The following is a 20,735-nucleotide window of genomic DNA, read 5'->3' as shown; positions in this document are numbered from 1 at the left end:
TTAATCATTTCTTTTTCTTCTTGCTAATACAAATACACATCCTGAAATAAACATCATTACTGCAAATGCTGTAATTGCTGTATTATCTCCTGTTTTTACTTTTGATTTTTGTGTATTTTTCTTTGTTTCTGTTTTAACTGTTTCGTCTTTTTTATTTGTTGATTCATCTTTTTTATCAGATGGATTTGTTGGTTCTTCTTTTTTGTTTTCTGTTAATGCTTCATATGCTTTATTTAATGTTGCTAATGCTTCATCAAGGTCTTCTTGTGAACTTACTTTGCTTAATACTTCTTGTGCATTTTTCAATGCAATTTCAAATACTGACCATGATGCATCAGTATAGTTTCCTTTTTCAAGTTTTTCTAATTCTGCTACTTTATTTGCTAATGTATCTCTATCGATTACTTTTGCATCATATGTTATTCCATAACCATTATCATATAAGATTTCATCAGAGAATGACCCTACTTCTCCTGCAGCAGTTGTTGTAAGAACGTATTTAGGAATACTAACTGGTAATTTTCCAGATGCTCCAAAGACACCGAATGCAACTTCAACACCAGCAGTAATATTTGGTCCAGATGCAGAAGTAGAACCTGTTGCTCCACCAATTAATTGTTCTGTTGGATCTCCTTTTGAACCATATACTGCCATAATAGCATCAGCATTGGGATACATTTGTACGTCATAAGGTTTGTTTGCAGAGATAACAACTGTTGTTTTACTAGCATCTGCTTTTTCAACATAATCAACTAAATTATATGGTGTACCAGTGTAGTTATTGTTGTAATGTGCTTTAGCTACATTTAATCCACTATTGTCTGAAACAACTACAAGAGTATCACACCAATCTAGTAAATCTGTCATAGATGAAGTATATGTTGAACCATCAGCATTAATAACTGTTGCATCAGAAGCAAGTGTACGATCCATATATCTTGTTACTTTTACTTCTGCACCATCTGGAATTAATCCAGCATTTTTAGCACGTTCAGCACCATATTTCATTAATGATCTTTGGTTATTTTCAGCTGCTACTAATAATACTTTACTTTTTTTAGTAACATTTAATGGTAATGTGTTGTTTTCATTTTTAACAACTGTTACAGCTTTAGCAGCGATTTCTCTTTCTTTAGCTTTGTTTTCATCACTACCTACTGTTGCTAATGCTTTTTCTAATGAATAGTTAGATTCTTTCCAATCTAAAATTCCTTTATTTTCTTTTAATGTTAAGATTCTTGTTACAGCATCGTCTAATCTAGATTCTTGAATTTCACCATCATTTACTGCTTTTTCTACACCATCAATAATGGCATCTAATTTAGACATATCTTCTAAACAAGTAATATTTGTTGGCATACAAATTAAGTCTACTCCTGCATTAATAGCAAGTTTGACTGCTTGTACTTCATCATAAGTTGCTGCGATACCTGCCATATTCATTGCATCAGTAACAACAACACCTTTAAATCCCATTTCTTCTTTTAATAAGTTTGTTAGAATTTTATGAGATAGTGTTGAAGGTAATTTTTCTTGTTTTTTTGTTTGTTCTGAATAAACAGTTGTATCATCTAATTGAGGGTAAAGAATATGAGCTGACATGATCATTTCAATACCTTGATTAATTGCAACTTGATATGGTTTTAATTCATTATTTAACAATTCTTCTTTTGATTTATCAACCATTGGTAATCCATAATGTGAATCAGTGGCTGTATCTCCATGACCAGGGAAATGTTTTGCGCACCCAATAACATTATATTCAGCTAATCCTTCAATTTCAGCTGAGGCCATTTTTCCAACCATTTCAGCATCTTCACCATATGAACGTAATCCAATAACTGGATTATTAGCATTATTATTAACATCTACAACTGGTGCTAATGTTGTATTAATTCCTAAAGAACTTAATTCACTACCAATAATTTCTCCAGCAATTTTAGCATTATTCACATCACCTGTTGCTCCTAATGCCATATTTCCTGGTAAAGCAGTTCCTGATCCTAAACGGTAAACAATTCCACCTTCTTGATCAGTTGTAATCAATAATGGGATACCATTATCTTTTGTCGCTGCTTTTTGTAGATCCATTGTTAAATCAAAGCTTTGTTCAGTTTCTTTAATATTATTTGCAAAGAAAATAACAGATCCAAAATCATAATCTTCTACTATTTTTTGTACTTCTGAATTCATTTTAGTAAAATCAGATTTTGCTTCATCATCTGCTGTTTTCCATTGTCTAAAATCAACCATCATCATTTGTGTTATCTTTTGTCTTAATGACATATTTGATAACAAACTATCAACTCTTGAAGTTGTAGCACCAACCCCTGACATAGCCATTGAAGCGACCATTGATAGGGACATTGCTGATGCAAGAACTTTCTTCATTCTTTTTCCCATTTATTCATATTCCTCTCTATAATTTGCACTTAATATTGTCTAGACATGTTGTACAATATGTATTGTAACAAAAACAAAATCATTTTGAAAGCCTTTTCATACATAAAATTTCATTTTTTTATAAATATATTTAAAATATTATTTCGAAATAAAAAAAGAAATGAAATTAATCATTTCTTAAATTGTTGATGTTGAGCTTGAATATAATCATGATACCACTTAAAACTATCCTTCTTATAACGTTTATAAGTACCATTTCCTAAATTATCACCATCTACATAAATAACTCCATATCTTTTTGCCATTTCACAGCTTCCAGCTGAAACAATATCAATAACACCCCACATAATGTAACCAATAACATCAACACCATCATCAATGGCTTCTTCTATTTGTTTAAAATGTTGTTTTAAATAATCTATTCTATAAGGATCATGAATTGAAAAATCACTATTTAATTGATCTCTTGCTCCTAAGCCGTTTTCTGAAATAAAAATTGGTTTTTGAGTACGATCATACATTTTATTGAGCATAATTCTAAGACCGATTGGGTCAATTTGCCATCCCCATTCACTTGCTTTTAAATAAGGATTTTTAGTTGAAACTACTAAATTACCTGCTGTTTGTTGTCCATCTTCTTGAACAGTAGCAATTGAACTTGAATAGTAAGAAAAGCTAACAAAATCACAAGCATATTCTTTTAACAATGCTTCATCGCCCTCTTCCATTTTTAAATGAATATCATTTTCTCTAAAAAAGCGATCCATATAACTTGGATAATGACCATTAGCTAAAATATCAACTGCAAACCATTGATGTATTTCTTCATCTCTAACGGCTTTTAAATTATCTTCTGGTGAAGATGTTAAAGGATAATAACAAAAACATGCGACCATACATCCTGATTGACTTTTAGGAGATAATTCTCTTGCTATTTTAATTGTTTGTGCACTTGCAATAAATTGATGATGAAGTGATTGAAAAACAAGACTTTGATTATAGGATTTGTCTTTTTCTTTAACTAAACCTACGCCATTATAAGGACTAAAATAACCTGCATTTATTTCATTAAATGGTAAGAAATAATCAATATATTGTCCCCAATGCTCAAAAACAGTTCTCGCAAATCTTTCATAAAAAGTAACTAATTTTCTATTTGTCCAACCACCATAATTTTCTACTAAATATAGTGGTACAGCATAATGATTCATTGTTAAAAATATTTTCATACCCGCGTTATGAACTTCTTTAAAAATATGATCATAAAACGCGATTCCTTTTTTATTTGGTTCTAACTCATCACCTTGAGGATATAATCTTGCCCAACTTATTGAAAATCTATAAATATCAATCCCTAATTCCTTTAATAAAGCAATATCTTCATCTATATGATGATATCCATCACTGCCTTTTCTAAAAGGATAATTTCCAATACCCTGACATTTTTTTGCTTCATCTATAACATCTTGTGTGAGTAAGCGTGTTGCTGTTGTAGCATCAGAAGTTCTCTTTAAATAAGGTCTACAATCTTGTGTATCTAAACCTTTTCCATCTAAATCATAACCTCCTTCATATTGACTACTAGCAGTTGCTCCACCCCAAAGAATATCTTTTTTCTTTTGTATATATACCATTTTATGTCCTCCTTTTAAAAACTAAGGTGATTTCTCACCTTAGTTTCTTTGCAAGTATATAGGCACCATATTCTGGTGTATGAATAGGTGGAATAAGATTAAAACGATTTCCTAATTGATCTTGAAGATGAGGAATAATAAAGGAACCTGCATGTTGAAATACACCGCCTATATAAGAGACGTTAATGGGAGATTTAAAATTTTTAGATAACAAGTTAATAAGTTTATATATTTCTTCTGCAGCTTGTTTATATATTTTTAAAGCATTAGGATCTTTTTCTTTTGCTGCTAAGCCATTGATATAAGCTAAAGCAGCTATTTTTGTACGATCATGATTTAAATTATTCATAAAAGTAATAATGTCATAATCATTTACTAAATGACATTCTCTTTTAATTAAATCATATAAAATCGTCTTTTCTAAACGACCATCAACTTCTTGACAAAAAACATTCAACATCTTTTTAGCAATCCAATAAGCACTTCCTTCATCACCTAATTGATAGCCCCAACCACCACAACGTTGTAACATACCTTCCTTTAAAGAAAGCGCAATACTACCCGTTCCAGCAATCACAACAATACCATCTTGACCATCAAGAGCACCTTCTATTGCTATTTGTACATCACTTTTTAAAACAAATGGTCTATTTTTAAATGCTTTTAAACAAATATCCTCTATTTCTTTTCTTATTTTTTTATCTTGTCCATATCCTGCTAAACCAATACCAATTTTTGAAACACTTTGTGGATCTAATTGTTCAACTCCAGCTTTTAATATTTCAATACATTTTTTTGGCGTTTGACTTAGAATATGAACAGTTGGTAAAACTATTTCTTGACATATATTTCCATCATCATCATAAGAAACCATTTTTGTCTTTGTTCCACCACCATCAATACCTATATACATAAATTTCACCTTTTATCCTTCAATAGCTTCTTTAGCTTTTTCTTCTTCTAATAATTCCTTATCATACATTTTAAAGAATGGATAATATAATACAACAGAGATTACAATTAAAATAATATTCAAAACTGCTGCTCTCCAATCTCCTCCACATGCAAGATAAGCACCAATTGGTCCAGGTAATGTCCATGGAGCAATTGTAACAGCACAATTAACTAAATGCATTGCTGTAGCAACCCAAGCAATTGTTGCTAGAACTAAAGGAATAACAATAAAAGGAATTAATAACATCGGATTTAAAACAATTGGTGCCCCAAAAATCATTGGTTCATTAATGTTAAAAATAGATGGTAAGATTGTTGTTCTTCCTAAAGTTTTTCCATATTTAGATTTTGCTTTAAAACAGAATAAGATAGCTAATCCAAGTGTTGCTCCTGATCCACCAATATGTACAAACCATTGTAAAAATGGTTCAACACCAATATGTGTTGCTACTTTTCCAGCAGCTACCGCAGCTGTATTTTGGTCTAATAAAATTAACCAAATTGGTCTTGCAAGAGAACTAACAATAGAATCTCCATGAATACCGAATGACCAGAAAAACATAATTAAGAAAATAATAATTAATGTTGATGGTAAAGTATCTGTTGCATTTACTAATGGTTTAATAAGTGTTCCGACAATACTATGAACATCAATACCTAACCACATTGTAATGGCAGACATTCCTAAAATAATAATAATTGTTGGTGTTAAAGATTCAAAAGATCTTGCTACTGCTGGTGGAACAGCAGCAGGCATCGTAATTTTTATACCTTTTACTTGTGTAAATCTATAAATTTCAACTCCAATAAATGCAGATAAAATTCCAATAAACATACCTGCTGATCCTAAGTTTTCTGCAGGAATAACATATCCTGAAGGAAGTTGTTGTAAAAATGCATTTAATTCTGCATTTTTACCTGCTAATGCAGTAATTGAATCAGTCACATCTGGAATAGAGACAGGAACAATCGTTAATAAGAATGTTAACTCTGCCATAATTGCTCCACTTAATCCATCTAAATCATAAGATTTTGCAAGTGAATAGCCAATTCCAAAAACTGCATATAATGTCATAATATACATTGACATTCTATATGGTAATAAAATAGCTACTGCATTAGCTTTGATAAACTTCGCCAAAGCCCATGATTCAGGCATTTGATTATATGAAAATGCAACAACCATTAATAACGAACTTACAATAATAATTGGTAAAGTAGCAATGATCCCATCACGAATAGCACGTAAATGTCTTTGATTGGAAAGTTTTTCCAAAGGACCAGCAAATTTACCTTCAATAATGTTCGAGAACTTTTCAAACATATTTTTTCCTCCTATCTAATCATTAATATCATCACAAAAGCCATGATTGTAAATATACCTGCAACAATCCAAAAGCTTTTACACATTCCTTTTTTTCTTTCAATATAAAATTGTGAATAAGCAACAGATAAACCACATACAATTGAACTAATAATTGCATTAGGAAGGCGAAAATCAATATGTAAATAATGAAAACCATTTACACAAACAATTAAAGATAACATTGTAGCACCTAAAATCAACAATGAACTTTTAAATCCGAACATTGGAATATCATAGTCTGTTACCCCAAACATATTTTTATATGTTTTATTTTTTTCATTTTTTACAACATATCTTTTCATTGCTTATTCCTCCTATAAAAAACTTCTAACTGTTAGGCTAATATTACCTTTATTCTTTTCAAGAGCTTCTTGACATTCTATTTCATCTTTACCCGTAAGACCCATTAAAATAGCAATCTTAACATTAAACTTGCTTTTATTTAATAGTCTTGTTGCTTCTGCTTCATCACAATCAACAGATTGACAAACAATAGAAACAGCTCTCATTTTTAATTTTTCATTTGTTGGTTGAACATCAACCATTAAGTTTCCAAATACTTTTCCTCTTTTAATCATCACTGAAGTTGAAATCATATTTAAAACCATCTTTTGTGCTGTCCCAGCTTTCATTCTTGTTGAGCCAGTGACAACTTCTGGTCCTACAACAACTTCAATAGGATAATTAGCGTACTTTGAAATCTCTCCATTTTGAACACAACACAATGAAATTGTAGAACAGCCAATTTTGCGCGCATATTGCAATCCTGCAATTACATAAGGTGTTCTTCCTGAAGCAGCAATTCCACAAACAATATCTTTGTCATTTAAATCTATTTTTTCTAAATCTATTTGTGCTAATTGCTTCGAATCCTCTGCACCTTCAACTGCTTGAGTAACAGCTTTAATCCCTCCAGCAATAATTCCTTGGATAAGAGTAGGTTCAACTCCATAAGTTGGTGGACATTCAGAGGCATCTAGTATTCCTAGCCTTCCAGAAGTTCCAGCACCTACATAAATTAATCTTCCACCTAAACACATTTTTTCATAGATACAATCAACCGCTTGAGCGATTTGTAATATGACGTCTTGTACTACAAATGCTACTTTTTGATCTTCATTATTAATTGTTTTTAAAATATCAATAGTTGACATTTCATCAATATGTAATGAATTTTGGTTTACTTTTTCTGTATCTAACTGATTTAATTTCATTAATATGGTCCCTCCTTCCAATATCATTATATTATTATTGAAATATTATTTCAATAATAATTGATATATTTTAAAATATTATTTCTAAAATAAAAGATTCATTTTGAAATGAATCTACTTTTTAAGAATTGAAACATTATTTCTTGAATCAATCAAATTATCTTTATTTTTATCAAAGTTCTTTTTAAACACACCATAATACAATAAATCAGTAATTACAAAAGAAGAAATTCTTGATGAAACTGCTCCTATACGTAACTCCTTTTCCTCGCTTGGTACTCTAAGTGCAACCGTACTATTTTTTGATATAAGATTTTGATTAATTTGTGTAATTGAAATATACGGAATATTTTTTTCAACTAAGATTTTAGAAATATCTACCAATCCTGCCGTTGTTCCTGAATAACTGATGATCAATGCCGTATCATCCTTTGTCATACTTTGCGTAAATGTCATTTGAATATGTAAATCATTATTATAAATAACCTTTTTCCCAATTCTGATTAATTTTTGTTCAATATCATTAGCAATAACTGAAGAACCACCTACTCCAAACAGATAAATAGTTGATGCATTGCATAAAAGATTTATAGCATTTTCTAAATCACTAACATTAATCAATTGATATGTTTTCAATACCGTATTCATATTTAAACGACATCCTTTATCTACTAAAGATGTCATATCATCATTTTCATTAAAAATAATATCTACATCTAAATCATGTTGCTCATTTGAATGAGATTGTGCTAAATTCATTTTTAAATCACTAAAACCTTTAAAACCTATTTTTTTAGAAAACCTAATAATAGCTGCGGCAGAAGTATTTGTCTTCTCTCCCAATGTTTGTGCAGAATAATTTAAAATCTCATTACCATGTTCAAGAATATATTTCGCTATTAATTTTTCTGTCGATGTATAACTTTCTTCAAATTCTCTAATTCTTACAAAACCATTCACACTATCATCTCCTTATTTTCATTATATCAATCACCATCAATAAATTCTATCCTAAAAAGAAGCTAGTTTCCTAGCTTCACAAACTATCACGAAAGGTAAACATATGGACAATCATCACCAGTGATAGTACATATTTTATGTGCATTATTATTTTAACATTTCTATTTAAATATTTTTTATTTAAGAACATATTGGTCTTTATTACTTTTTAATAATACTCTCTCTTGGATTATCTAAATGATATTCTTTTGCCCATTTTCTAAAATGTCTATTAATATATGAATTAAGTTGCACCATATCTCGTTTATTAAGATAAATATCAACCAATCCAAGAGGATCTTCTATTGGATAATCTTTAATTCTTTCCATCATTTGATAAACAACTTCATTATTCATAATTTGAAAAGAATATGTATCATGTTGTGTGACAACATCTAAATCTACATAATAATTCATATGAACAACTAATACTCTCATTAGACCTATTGAACTTGACATAGATAATTTAAAACATTTTACATCACTATAGTTTATTTTTGTTTGTCCATATTGAAGATAATCTTTATAAAAATATAAGCGATCATAAATCGTTCCATAATCTAAAACGTGATCAACTGCTATTTTAACTTTTCTTCTTTTAATATAATTATTAATTCTTTCATCTATATTTTCTAAATCAAGATGTTGTTTTTTAATCATATCTTTTTTATTTTCTAAAACATCTCTAATCGACTTCTTATCATTTATAATTTGTTTGATTTCTTCAATCGTGACATCCATTTCTCTTAATAATAAAATAAATTTAATTCTTGAAACATCCTCTTGATTATAATTTCGATAATTATTGCTATCTCTTGCTGGTTTTACCAAACCTTCATTTTCATAATAAATCAATGTTTTCTTTGTTATTGATAACATTTCTTCTACTTCATGTGTTGTCATATCCATCACCTCTACCCTTATTAAACAGTATAACCTTAGGATATGGTCAAGTACTTTTTATAATAAAGACAAATATAAGATATACATATTTGAATAACTACCCTCTTTTAACATAAAACCTCCCGGAATCATGCCAACTTCTTTAAAACCTAAAAATTTAGATAATACTGATTTACATGCTTATATATTAGCTAATGAATTGATTATTGATCAATTCAAATAAATCATTTCATTATTTAAACAACAAGAACGTCTACAAAATAGGTTAAGTTTTATTCACCAAAATTATTATAAAAGTATTTCTTTACAAGATATTGCTGAAAGTGGAAATATGAGCATAGCTCAATGTTATCGTTATTTTAAAATGATTGTTAAAATGTCTCCTTATGATTATTTAATTCACTATCGTTTATTAAAAAGTATTGATTATCTTTCAGATTCTACTTTCAATATTACTGAAATTTCTGAAAAAGTTTGTTTTCAAAATGTAAATCATTATATCCAAATATTTAAAAAGGCATACACTTTATCACCTAAAAAGTATCAAAAAAACATAGAAAAAGGAATTTACAATAATGCAAATTCCTTTTCATTCTTTCATTTGACAATTTCCATCCAACATAAATAATCAGCGATCTTTACCTTCATCCCTTCTAGAATATGAACTCTTTGAAGAGGCGTCACTAAAGATTCTAATGTTCTCCAAAACACTTTTTCGCTCATTTCTTTATTATTTATATAGAATTTCATTTTGATTTCCTACCCTTTTTATATTTTTTATAAGACAACCAAAATTAATTTTAGCACAACACTCTTTTCAGTTCTATATTTCAAAAACATCTCTAAGTCGTATATGTCCATTACTTCTTTTTTCATTAATACATCCTAATATTTAATTTTTAAACGAGATTAGTATATCATATTTAAAAAGTACAAACAAGAATACGAAAATTACATAATTCTTCAATATTCTTGTTCTATATATTTATTACTACAATTAGCAATCTTTTTTATATTTAGTTACTTTCGTCCTCTGAAGTATCATGAACTTTATGTTCTTCTAAATACTTACTGACTTCTTGATAATCCTCTGAATGTCTAGAACGATAAACGCATTGATTACTACTCATATATATACTCATTACCGATTCTATATCTTCTATAGCTAAATCTTGTAAATGTTTCTTAAAAAAGTTCATGAAACCATCGGCATCATTAAATCCATTATAAGGTGGTACTTTATTTATTAAGATTTTAGAAAATTCTGCTAAATCAAAATCTACACTTTCTTTTACAGCATCATATAATGTCACTGAATAAAGTGGTTGTTGAACTATACTGTTATCTTTGAAAAATTCATATGGAGTTTTATTAGAACGTGGATAAAATAGTCTATAATATTTTATCCCATTTGGATTCAGTAAAATTTCGTTGCTGATATATTCAAACAATGACACATCTTCTTTGATTATATCCAATAAAATTGGAAAATTTAAAATAAGTTCTATTAAGGATTGTTTTCTTTCAGAAGAGTTTTCTAAATTTTCAATACTAATACTTAATAATTTTTTTCTAACATCTTCTTCTTTAAATAATCTTTCAAAGCCATTTTTCCTTATATGATCTGTCATAGCGTAAACAAATGCAAATAATCCATAAGCATTTCTTTCTGCATCTTTATCAGTAGTAATAAATAATAATTTTAAAAATGTTTTATACGACATTTTTAGTGAATCATATGTCATACGTTCCAAATAGTTTTTGGTTATTTCATTTTTTATTCTTTCATCCAGACTATTTTGAGAAATATTATCAATTCTTTGTGAATAAATTTCAACAACTTCTTCTACTATAGAAAATAAATCCATAATAAATGGTGCTTTAACAGAAAGTATATTATCATACATTGAACATATCAACATTCTAGCTTGATAATCCTCTGGAACATATAATGTATTATCATTGACCTTCAAATGAGCACATTTGTGTCTACACTCTCTTAAATAATTTACGTCCTCTGTAAATCGATTAAAATACAACTTACAATTTTTATTAAAGAATTCAATTATTTTCTTTTCGACTTCTAAATATTTTTCATTTTTTAAAATTAATTCATTAATTTCTGCTAATTTTTCCTCAGCCTTATTATTTCCCTCACTTGCCATAGTTTGTAATTTCATAAACAAATCATAAATAACAAATGAATATAACAAAACAATAGTTGCCCTATAATTTTTACTATAATAACATTGTAAAATTTCTTCAAAATATTGTCGAGAATCTGGATTGTCGAAAACTCTTAAATCTCTTTCATCAAATAGCATATTTCTTCTCCTTTACATATTTTTAAATTAAAATAATTTGATATTATTTATTATTTTAATAATATCAAATATTACATTTTTCAACAAATATAAATTTAGAAAATAAAATTTAAACATTATCCTTATGTAATATATTTTAAATAATTATCTAAAAATCTTTTTCTTCTACCTCTACTATAATACGACACATGTCCATTCTTCATTAATACATATTGACTATTTTCACTTTCAACATATTGATAATTTGCTAGAAAGCCTTGAGATACATGGCCAAACATTTTCACAGACAATCTTTTTTCATAATACTTCATAGAATGTTTTACAATATAAGTATTTTTTTCTGTAACTATATGTGTATATTGCCCGTTTTTTTCAATATATAATATTTTAGAAGCATCTAGAGAAATCTCTTTACCCTTATAATAAATATCAATTTGATTATTTACTAACATTTTCTTTATTTTATTTATAACTATTGGTAACTCTTCTTTAAGATACTTTTTTCTTAAAAAGTAATATGGAAAAGTTTGTAGTGCCTCAAATATAAGATCCTCTCTAAATGATACAAAAATAACTATAATATTCTCATTGAATTGCTTAATTTTTCTTGCTACTTCTAATCCATTATAAGGCATGTCTATATCTAAAAAATAAATATCATAATCATATTCATCCTCAAAACTTGTACTGCTATCCATTAAGACATTATCAAATTCACCTGTTAAGGTATTTTTTAAACTGTCCATAAATTGAATATCATCATCTATTATTTTAATTTTCATATATACCACCCAAACTTCTTTATAATTTTAAAACATATTTTATAGATTCATAATCCGCAATTTTTTTCTTTTAATATATACCTGTTGTTTACCTCGTATTCCATTTCCTTTTTTGGTTTAAAAATAAATTCTATAATCATAAAGCCATTTTTTACATTCACATTAATATCAATTTTCTTTGTTTCATTATTTTGACAAATTTCTTGAAACAATGTTAATACGCTTTCGTAATCTTGTAAAGGAAACTCAATCAATCCAACATTAAGATTATATAAGACCTGTTGATTATATTTATTTGCTGTATCTTTTATTTTTTCTAATAATCCATTGAATATTTTATTCTTTGAATAAACTTTTATATGATTTTGATCTATTTTATTAATTGTATTTTTCAATGTTTTTGTAAGTTCATCACAGTCACTTTTTTTGTTAACAAGACTCATAAAATATTCCAAGTCATGTTTTATTTCTTCATTTCTTTTATTTTGACTTTGAACAGCAATATATTTTTCTTCTATTGATTTAAGTTGAATAAGTTCTATTTCTTGCTTTTTTATTCTCATATTATCTTTATTAATACTTAAAATGATAATGAAAACACTGATTATTGTTACCATAAAAATAATTGCCAATAGATAAACATAACCATAAGAAATACTATTCATATAAATACCATTTGCAATGAAGCTTGTTATTAAACAGTTCACCAATGATATTGAAGTCAATAGGGTTAAATACTTATTACTAATAATCAATTGTTTAAAAATTTGTTTTTTATCTAATAAGTAAAGGGTAATAAATATCATTAATCTTGTAGCAACTAAAATAATATAATAAACAATATCTTGTGAATACCATACTCCCTCATTTCCTGTTTTTAATACAAAAATTATTTTTAGTATAGACATACTATCAAACATGCAAATAACTATTCCTATAAATGTTGAAATAAATAGATTCTTTGTCTTATCAATTTTATTATCTAACCCATTCATTAAGTAAAGTATTGCAATCGTAATAACAATACTTAAATAATCATAAACAAGATACTCTTCAGCAATAACATGACTTAAAGTAAAAATAATTGAAAAAAGGGAAATCAAATAATAATTAAAATCTTTCTTAATAAACTTAAAATCAAAATAACCTATGATAAATCCTTCTATTAAATAAAGAAATATTTTTAACATATTCCTTGTTCCTCCAATCCTTCTAAATAATAATTATACCAACCTTATCAATTATAACAACTGCTATAATTGTTCAAATATCAATAAAGACAGAACAAAAGTTCTGCCTCTAATTTTAGCTCTCTTTAAATACTAATTTTTTCTTTTCAAATAATACATAATTGCATCAACAACAAATGTTGAACAAAACAATATTTCAGATTCATTTGAAGCACCCTTTTGAATTACAAACAGATATAATGAATAAATACATATGAGCGCATTCAAACAATAAAAACCAAATTTAAATATTTTTTCTTCTGAAAATCTCATAGTGTATTCCTCCTCTTATTTATGATGGTCTTGTATTACTGAATTTGATAGTTCTACTTTTTGCTAAATTTTTATGATTACTATCATAATACCAATATTGTGTTTCTCTTACATTACTAGGTTTTGCAGTATCATAAGCTTGATAAAATTTTATATACATTGTTTTTACAAATTTGTCTCCAACTTTTGATACAGTTTTACAAACAAAAGAAATTGTTCCTAAAGCAGGATGAGCCCATTTAAATAATTTAGTTGTTTTGCTAACTACCATTAAAACAGTGCATAACGATTTATTTGTTTTATAAAATGGGCCATAGTTTTTACCATATCCATATGTGCTAATTTGTGATTCAATATCATCTAATTCTGCTACATTATCATACTGCTTATTGGCCGAATCATCTTCATAAATCATTTCACTTATCAACTGTTCTGTCCCATCCTCTGATAACATATAAACATTTTCTCCTTTAGAAATGACTTGATATTTTTCATCATCTACAATCATTAAAAGTGAATTAGAATCATCTTGTGATTCTGTATAAATATATTGTCCTGTATTATCATTATAAGAAATTTGCGCTTCGTTATTTCCTTTTGAGCTAAAATACTTAATAGAATTAATATCCTCATTATTTGCTAATTGATCCAACTTACTTTGACCTTCGTCTGTTGCATTCATAGTTCTTACCTGTGAAGAACTCAAGTTTAAAAATTCGTTATATGCCACTGTATTTTTTGCAGTAAAATTATCATTATGAGCCGAAACAATTCCCGCATTACTTATCATAATTCCTAATGCTAAAATTGTAGCAGCGATACTCTTATGTTTCATGTTTTTCTCCTCCTATAAATCCTCTGGCCTTCGGTAATTTAAATTTACATTATTTATATCAAAAAATAAACAAGGTGTATTAATTCTGTTAGTTTTGTATTGATTCTGCATATAAATAAAGAAAAATAGTAAATCACTTGATTTACTATCTCATCTGTCATATTCACTTTTAAAAGCATTACACTATTTCAATCCAACATAAATAATCGGCAATCTTCACTTTCATCCCATCCAAGATATGTACCCTTTGCATTGGGCTTACTAATGATTCTAGTGTTCTCCAAAATACTTTTTCACTTAATTCTTTATTGTTAATATAAAATTTCATTTGGTTTCCTGCTTTCTTTTAATGACATCCATTTTACCTCATCTTTGAAGTAAAAAATAGCGATTTTTTGGTAGTGACACCCTTTTATATGGGTGACATCCACGTAAATCGCTATTTTTTGATTCTTTAAAATATCTTAAAAAACGTTGATTTCATCGACAATTTTTCGATGACATCCATTTTAACTCTTAATTTTGAATTTAAGAGTTAATATAGATGTCATTAAATGTATTTTTAGCTTTTCAAAAAAGTAATTCAGCACCATATATAAAATTCTTACAATCACTTTTGCTGCATATATTAAATCGAATATTTAATTTTTAAACAAGATTAGTATATCATATTAAAAATATACTAACAAGAATTCAGAACCCTCATACTTCTTTAATTTAACAAATAGAAATAACTGATTACTTTAATCTGCTTCAGGAAGTGTCTGTGGTTTAAATTCAATAGTTTTATATGCTCCACACGTTCTATCTATCAATTCATCAGCTCCCATAATTTGTACTAGATTTCTTATTAATTTACTTAACTCTTTTTTGTCATCCTTATTTTTTCGATGATAGTATATTTTAGTTTTCACATTATTATTACATATTAATAATTTTAAAATATCTTTATCAGTTTTATCTAATGAATGACCAAAAATATAAAGTTCATATGATGAAAATAAATTACGTCTTATCTTATCTACCCATTCCATGTAAAAACTGTCTGTAGATTTATAAATTCTTTGATAGAATTTCTTAAATGCTAAAAATTCTAACTTTTCATCTCTGTCATGACCTTCTAGATACTCATCAATTCCAAGAACCAAATTACAAGTATCTACATTATTATTTATATCCGCTTTACCATGTACATAATCATATTCAATTTTATTTGATTGATCATATATTCTTTCATATGTATTAGAATAATTAAATGACAAAACATAATCTGGATTAATATCTTTGATATCATCATTTTTTTGTAACACTTCTATTTTATTTATAAATTCACAAATATAGATTTCCAATGTCCTTATTAACTTATCCAAATCCAGAGTCATTTTTTCAATATATTCATCAAAAATTTCTAAATTTGTATACATATCATCTAGATTTGATTTTTTAAACTTTTTAAGTTTTTTTGAAATATTCATAAAATTCTGTACAACTTCTAATTTTATGACTTTGCTCCCTTCACCTTGTTGTATACGTTCTCTTCTTTCTATATTATCTCTTATGCATTCAAATGCTTGTATTACATTTGAAATTTCAGATTCAAAATCTATCCAGTTTTTTCCAAGAGTATATCTAATATTTAAAAAATAATGTATCCAAATATTCTCTTTAATATTATCATATATTTCAATAGCTAATTTATCTGGATTATCATTTCTTTTTTATACCACTCTAGTAACTTGTCTTTTATAGAATCATCTACATCCCAAGTATTAAGAGCAGATTTCTCATATGCTTTGTCATCTATATGCATTAGATATGTAAACATCCTTGATACCTTATCACAAAAATCAAGAAAATAACTATATGATGTTGGTAACCCATGTGCTAAATCGAACCCATTACCAATCAACAATATTCTTGTAACTCCTGTGTCTATATTCATAATGTTCCTCCCATCTATTTAGTAATTATTAAATATATTTTACTATATTTAATAAACATTTGCATTCATCTAAAAAAATTTTTAACTTATCTGATTTAATAGGAGTTCACATTTTTGATCATCTATTGTTTCTATTTCAATCTTGTCTTTTTTTACAACGATTCTATCAATAAAAACTGCAAGATCTTCTTGAGTCATAACAGTATGTTCATTGCTATTTCTTTCTAACGTTTTTAATAGTTTTTCCTGTCTGCCTTGCTTTAATGCATCATATTTGTCATCAAGCTTTTGCAGTTCTTTTTTAAGCATTTGTTTGGTTTGATAACATTGTACCAAGTGTTCCTCAATTTGACTTTCGTCTTGAACGCCTCTGGCAACAAGTAACATTCCTTTATCTAATAATTCATTTATTTGTGAATTGACTTTTTCTAATTCACAATTCAGTTTTTGTTTCTTTTCAATAATATCTTTTGGATTCAAATATTCCGATAATTCTTTAGCAAGTTCAAGTCGTGTTTTTTCTTTTGATTTCGTTTTTCCATTGACCAATGATGTTAAAGCATCTAGTAATGGCTTTTCTTTTAAAGTCACACTGTTTGGACAGATTGCTTTTCCATTCTTCAACCTGTTTGAACATCTCCATACAGATTCTTTTTCCTTATTTCTTTTTGTCCAGACAGCCCTTCTATATAAGGCGCCACATTCTGAACAGATGATTTTATTACTTAAAGGATTTTTAGATGAATAGCGATTCTGATGGTGACTTTCCACAACTTCTTTTTCATCATTTGATTTCATATTCCTTTTTGTTCTTTCTACTTGAGCTGCTTTGAATACTTCTTTGGTCACAATCGCAGGATGACTGTTTTCCACAAAGTACATTTTCTTCTGACCTTCATTTTTATACCGTTTCTTATGAAGAAAATCTATGCTGAATGTCTTCTTTAAAAGAGCATCACCACTGTACTTTTCATTTTGCAGCATCCTGCCAATTGTTCCTGAATCCCATTTTGTACTCCCGTTCTTCTTGGGGACTTTGTTTTCCGTCAGGTACCTTGCTATTTTACTTTCGCTCATCCCTGAAAGATATTTAGAAAAGATCTCTCGAACAACTTCTGCTTCTTCTTCAATAATATCAAGTGTTCCTCTGTTTGACTTATAGCCATACATGTTGGCAGCATAAACCTTTCCTTTTTCAAACTGCCTTTGATATCCCCACTTGATACTTTCACTTTTATCTTCACTGCTTTGTTGAGCAACACTTGAAAGGATCGTCAGCAACATCTCATTTGCTTCCAGACTGTGAACATTCTCTACTTCAAAGTAAACATCGACATTGTATTCCTTAAGGATCCTCAAATACATCAGTGAATCAACAGTATTCCTTGCAAATCGTGTAATACTTTTTGTAATGATCATATCCAATTGTCCTGCTCGAGCATCATCAATCATACGCATAAAATCTGATCTTTTATTGGTTGATGTACCTGTTATTCCTTCATCTGAATAAATGGCAACAAGTTCCCAGTTTTCATGACTGCCGATATGATTTTCATAATATTCACACTGTGTTTCATAACTCAGTTCCTGTTCGTCAGAATCCGTTGAGACCCTGCAGTATGCTCCAACTCTTATTTTCCTGTTCTGCCTGTCATTGTATGATGGCTGGAACTTCTTCCTTGGAGCAATCACTTTAACCTTCGGTGCAGTTGTTTCATGTTCTTTGGCATCTCTGATAATATAGTTCACAATCTTACCTCCTTTCCTTAATAATTAATAAAAAGTTCAAGACCATTATTGAAAATACTCAGTATTCCTGTTTCATATACCTCAATCTTTTCAATAATATTCTTGAATTCACATTTTTCTATATTGCTTTTTAACTTCACATTTTCATATTCCTGTGAACTTTGCTGATTCAGATAGTCACAAATAAAGTTCTTGTAGTCACTTTCTGTATTCACATTTTGAAGTGCATTTCTGTTCAGTATTTCAAAATACTGTTCACTTGATTCACTGTTCCATCCTTGTATGTATTTGTCTTTCATATTGATAACTTCTTCCAGCAACAAATTCACATTCTTGACCAGAACACTTTCTTCAATTCGATATTTCTGATCTTCACTTACATAGAAGCATTCATTTTTTCGAGATCCATTCTTATCTCTTTTACCTCTGTAGATTTTTCTTTTTAAAGGAACGCTGTCAATTCCCCAAAAAACCTTGTTTTTAAAAAACTGCTGTACCATTCTATTTTCTTTTGCCTTTTCTTTATCCATTAGAACTGTTTCCTTTCTACTTTTAACTTAAGATCGTTTTTCAATATGAACTGGATATCCAATGTTCCCACTTCAATCGAATCAACTAAAGTATTGAAGATTTCTTCATCCAGTGCAGTGATTTCTTTTACTGATTCCAGACATTCAATGATGATCTGTGTCTGTATCACTTCAAACCTCTGATAGATTTTTTCATTGAGTTTGCACTTTTGCATTTCAAAAACTGATTTGTCTACCAGCAACTCGTTATGCTTTTTCTTATAATCTTCCAGACTGATAAGATCTTTCTGATAATATCGAACAAGTGTATTGATAGAACTGCTTACTTTTTTAAGTTCACGATTAACGAGATCAAGTTCACATCTGTCATCGTCATTTGTCGTAAAATTCACAATATGTTTTTTATAGGCTTCCAGAACGTGAATATTTTCTTTGAGCTTATAGAAGATTTTTAAAAATGCATCTTCGATTTCATCCGTTCCAATCATTTTTACTTCACATTTCTTTGCTGAAGTAACATGATTACTGCAACTCCAATATTCTTTATTCCTCAACACCCTTCTTTTAAAAGTTCCACCACAATGTTCACATTTGATTTTTGATGTCAGCAGATATTCTCTGTTTCCATCCGTCTGGTTTTTGTTGAACTTCAACTTGTTGTTCACAAGTTTTTCATTTGCCTTTTCAAAAAGTTCACGATCAATGATTTTTGGAAACACATCGTAAACATAATACTGTGCAAGTTCACCTTTATTTGTGACTAACTTATAAGGAAAGATATCAGGTGAATATCTTTTTTGAAGAAGCATATCTCCACAATACCTTTCATTTTTAAGCATTGATGAAACTGTGGACTGTGACCACTTTTTCTTTTTGAAATAATGTTTATTCAGATAATCTACAAGTTTTGTTACCGAAAAATCTTTATTCACATATTTATTAAAGATATCTTCAACAATCTTTGCTTCATCTTCTATGACTTTTACTTCACCATCTATTCTTTGATATCCATATGGCAGTTTCGGTTGATTGTATCTTCCTTCTTTTGCCCTTGTACGAAATGCCCATTTTTGTGCATTTGAAATTGCTTTTGATTCAATTTCGGCACAGGCAGCATAAACAGCAAGCATCATTTCACTTCCCATTTTTGCTGTATTAATTTTTTCTGTCATAAAATAAACGGAGACACCTATTGATTTCAGCTCTCTTACTACTGAAAGTGTCTCCGTTATATTTCGTGCAAATCGACTGATTGATTTAGTAATTATTCTATTTATAAGACCTTTTCGACAGTCTTCAATCATTTGAAGAAAACCATCTCTCTTGTCCATTCTTGTTCCAGTTATTCCTTCATCTGTATAGATCTTAACCAGTTTCGAATTTTCAAGACTGTTGACAAAGGATTCATAGAAATCAACCTGATTGTTATATGAATTAAGCTGATCTTCACTGTCTGAACTGACTCTTGCATAACAGCCAACAAGATTGATTCTGTTTACAAATCTTTCCAGTGGTTCGATAATGCGTACTTGTTTTTGAGCTTGAGCCATTCTAAAAATCCCCTTTCTTATCACCACACACAGTACCACAACTCTTTC

19 protein-coding genes are annotated in these 20,735 nt (G+C 28.4%); 1 reads left to right on the top strand and 18 read right to left on the bottom strand.

Features of this window, described 5'->3' with window-relative positions:
- The 8 genes from LJD32_RS05650 to LJD32_RS05615 all read right to left on the bottom strand — a co-directional run bounded on the left by LJD32_RS05650 (position 1) and on the right by LJD32_RS05615 (position 9,473).
- Positions 1-2,403: a glycoside hydrolase family 3 N-terminal domain-containing protein gene (locus LJD32_RS05650; protein ID WP_227391935.1), complete on the bottom strand. Its 2,403-nt coding sequence runs from the start codon at positions 2,401-2,403 to the stop codon at positions 1-3.
- Positions 2,404-2,573: 170 nt separating this feature from the next.
- Positions 2,574-4,037: a glycoside hydrolase family 1 protein gene (locus tag LJD32_RS05645; RefSeq protein ID WP_227391934.1), complete on the bottom strand. Its 1,464-nt coding sequence runs from the start codon at positions 4,035-4,037 to the stop codon at positions 2,574-2,576.
- A gap of 34 nt (positions 4,038-4,071) precedes the next feature.
- Complete coding sequence (locus LJD32_RS05640) at positions 4,072-4,950, bottom strand: N-acetylglucosamine kinase (RefSeq protein ID WP_117783342.1); 879 nt, start codon at positions 4,948-4,950, stop codon at positions 4,072-4,074.
- A gap of 12 nt (positions 4,951-4,962) precedes the next feature.
- Positions 4,963-6,315 (bottom strand): PTS sugar transporter subunit IIC, encoded by a 1,353-nt coding sequence (locus LJD32_RS05635; protein ID WP_227391933.1) that lies wholly within the window; start codon positions 6,313-6,315, stop codon positions 4,963-4,965.
- Positions 6,316-6,326: 11 nt separating this feature from the next.
- Positions 6,327-6,659, bottom strand: a complete 333-nt coding sequence (locus LJD32_RS05630; protein ID WP_227391932.1) for a hypothetical protein — start codon at positions 6,657-6,659, stop codon at positions 6,327-6,329.
- 12 nt (positions 6,660-6,671) lie between these two features.
- Entirely contained in the window at positions 6,672-7,571 is a 900-nt protein-coding gene (gene murQ, locus LJD32_RS05625; RefSeq protein WP_227391931.1) for an N-acetylmuramic acid 6-phosphate etherase, read from the bottom strand.
- 114 nt (positions 7,572-7,685) lie between these two features.
- Positions 7,686-8,531: a MurR/RpiR family transcriptional regulator gene (locus LJD32_RS15485; RefSeq protein ID WP_117851745.1), complete on the bottom strand. Its 846-nt coding sequence runs from the start codon at positions 8,529-8,531 to the stop codon at positions 7,686-7,688.
- A 201-nt stretch (positions 8,532-8,732) separates the two neighbouring features.
- A complete protein-coding gene (locus tag LJD32_RS05615) occupies positions 8,733-9,473 on the bottom strand; it encodes a MerR family transcriptional regulator (protein WP_227391930.1) in 741 nt (246 codons plus the stop codon).
- A gap of 223 nt (positions 9,474-9,696) precedes the next feature.
- Between LJD32_RS05615 and LJD32_RS05610 the strand changes: the two genes are divergently transcribed.
- Positions 9,697-10,101: an AraC family transcriptional regulator gene (locus tag LJD32_RS05610; RefSeq protein WP_318532670.1), complete on the top strand. Its 405-nt coding sequence runs from the start codon at positions 9,697-9,699 to the stop codon at positions 10,099-10,101.
- Positions 10,102-10,489: 388 nt separating this feature from the next.
- On the opposite strand, the gene LJD32_RS05605 is transcribed toward LJD32_RS05610, so the two are convergent.
- The 10 genes from LJD32_RS05605 to LJD32_RS05560 form a co-directional block, all read right to left on the bottom strand.
- A complete protein-coding gene (locus tag LJD32_RS05605) occupies positions 10,490-11,797 on the bottom strand; it encodes a hypothetical protein (RefSeq protein ID WP_227391928.1) in 1,308 nt (435 codons plus the stop codon).
- 122 nt (positions 11,798-11,919) lie between these two features.
- Complete coding sequence (locus LJD32_RS05600) at positions 11,920-12,579, bottom strand: LytR/AlgR family response regulator transcription factor (protein WP_227391927.1); 660 nt, start codon at positions 12,577-12,579, stop codon at positions 11,920-11,922.
- A 47-nt stretch (positions 12,580-12,626) separates the two neighbouring features.
- Complete coding sequence (locus LJD32_RS05595) at positions 12,627-13,769, bottom strand: hypothetical protein (RefSeq protein ID WP_227391926.1); 1,143 nt, start codon at positions 13,767-13,769, stop codon at positions 12,627-12,629.
- Between the two features lie 132 nt (positions 13,770-13,901).
- The gene (locus LJD32_RS05590; protein WP_227391925.1) at positions 13,902-14,081 is read right to left on the bottom strand and encodes a hypothetical protein; all 180 of its coding nucleotides are present in this window, start codon (positions 14,079-14,081) and stop codon (positions 13,902-13,904) included.
- Positions 14,082-14,100: 19 nt separating this feature from the next.
- Positions 14,101-14,916 (bottom strand): hypothetical protein, encoded by an 816-nt coding sequence (locus tag LJD32_RS05585; protein WP_032089723.1) that lies wholly within the window; start codon positions 14,914-14,916, stop codon positions 14,101-14,103.
- A gap of 743 nt (positions 14,917-15,659) precedes the next feature.
- Complete coding sequence (locus tag LJD32_RS05580; RefSeq protein ID WP_227391937.1) at positions 15,660-16,586, bottom strand: AbiH family protein; 927 nt, start codon at positions 16,584-16,586, stop codon at positions 15,660-15,662.
- A 20-nt stretch (positions 16,587-16,606) separates the two neighbouring features.
- Positions 16,607-16,858: an AbiH family protein gene (locus LJD32_RS05575; protein WP_227391924.1), complete on the bottom strand. Its 252-nt coding sequence runs from the start codon at positions 16,856-16,858 to the stop codon at positions 16,607-16,609.
- Between the two features lie 81 nt (positions 16,859-16,939).
- Entirely contained in the window at positions 16,940-18,607 is a 1,668-nt protein-coding gene (locus tag LJD32_RS15480; RefSeq protein WP_227391923.1) for a recombinase family protein, read from the bottom strand.
- 17 nt (positions 18,608-18,624) lie between these two features.
- Complete coding sequence (locus LJD32_RS05565) at positions 18,625-19,137, bottom strand: hypothetical protein (RefSeq protein WP_118470199.1); 513 nt, start codon at positions 19,135-19,137, stop codon at positions 18,625-18,627.
- Positions 19,137-20,687: a recombinase family protein gene (locus LJD32_RS05560; protein ID WP_227391922.1), complete on the bottom strand. Its 1,551-nt coding sequence runs from the start codon at positions 20,685-20,687 to the stop codon at positions 19,137-19,139. The genes LJD32_RS05565 and LJD32_RS05560 overlap by 1 nt, the downstream gene beginning before the upstream one ends.
- Positions 20,688-20,735 lie beyond the last annotated feature (48 nt).

It is taken from the genome of Faecalibacillus sp. TM498 (genome assembly GCF_020589955.1).
Lineage (GTDB): Bacteria > Bacillota_I > Bacilli_A > Erysipelotrichales > Coprobacillaceae > Faecalibacillus > Faecalibacillus intestinalis.
Note: the sequence above shows the minus strand (reverse complement) of the source record. Positions and strands in the feature narration are given on the sequence as shown.

Bases quoted from the DNA above. Each gene is read 5' to 3' on its own strand.
- LJD32_RS05650 (WP_227391935.1), bottom strand. From the start codon at position 2,403: ATGGGAAAAAGAATGAAGAAAGTTCTTGCATCAGCAATGTCCCTATCA.
- LJD32_RS05645 (WP_227391934.1), bottom strand. From the start codon at position 4,037: ATGGTATATATACAAAAGAAAAAAGATATTCTTTGGGGTGGAGCAACT.
- LJD32_RS05640 (WP_117783342.1), bottom strand. From the start codon at position 4,950: ATGTATATAGGTATTGATGGTGGTGGAACAAAGACAAAAATGGTTTCT.
- LJD32_RS05635 (WP_227391933.1), bottom strand. From the start codon at position 6,315: ATGTTTGAAAAGTTCTCGAACATTATTGAAGGTAAATTTGCTGGTCCT.
- LJD32_RS05630 (WP_227391932.1), bottom strand. From the start codon at position 6,659: ATGAAAAGATATGTTGTAAAAAATGAAAAAAATAAAACATATAAAAAT.
- murQ (WP_227391931.1), bottom strand. From the start codon at position 7,571: ATGAAATTAAATCAGTTAGATACAGAAAAAGTAAACCAAAATTCATTA.
- LJD32_RS05615 (WP_227391930.1), bottom strand. From the start codon at position 9,473: ATGACAACACATGAAGTAGAAGAAATGTTATCAATAACAAAGAAAACA.
- LJD32_RS05605 (WP_227391928.1), bottom strand. From the start codon at position 11,797: ATGCTATTTGATGAAAGAGATTTAAGAGTTTTCGACAATCCAGATTCT.
- LJD32_RS05600 (WP_227391927.1), bottom strand. From the start codon at position 12,579: ATGAAAATTAAAATAATAGATGATGATATTCAATTTATGGACAGTTTA.
- LJD32_RS05595 (WP_227391926.1), bottom strand. From the start codon at position 13,769: ATGTTAAAAATATTTCTTTATTTAATAGAAGGATTTATCATAGGTTAT.
- LJD32_RS05590 (WP_227391925.1), bottom strand. From the start codon at position 14,081: ATGAGATTTTCAGAAGAAAAAATATTTAAATTTGGTTTTTATTGTTTG.
- LJD32_RS05585 (WP_032089723.1), bottom strand. From the start codon at position 14,916: ATGAAACATAAGAGTATCGCTGCTACAATTTTAGCATTAGGAATTATG.
- LJD32_RS05575 (WP_227391924.1), bottom strand. From the start codon at position 16,858: ATGAATATAGACACAGGAGTTACAAGAATATTGTTGATTGGTAATGGG.
- LJD32_RS05565 (WP_118470199.1), bottom strand. From the start codon at position 19,137: ATGGATAAAGAAAAGGCAAAAGAAAATAGAATGGTACAGCAGTTTTTT.
- LJD32_RS05560 (WP_227391922.1), bottom strand. From the start codon at position 20,687: ATGGCTCAAGCTCAAAAACAAGTACGCATTATCGAACCACTGGAAAGA.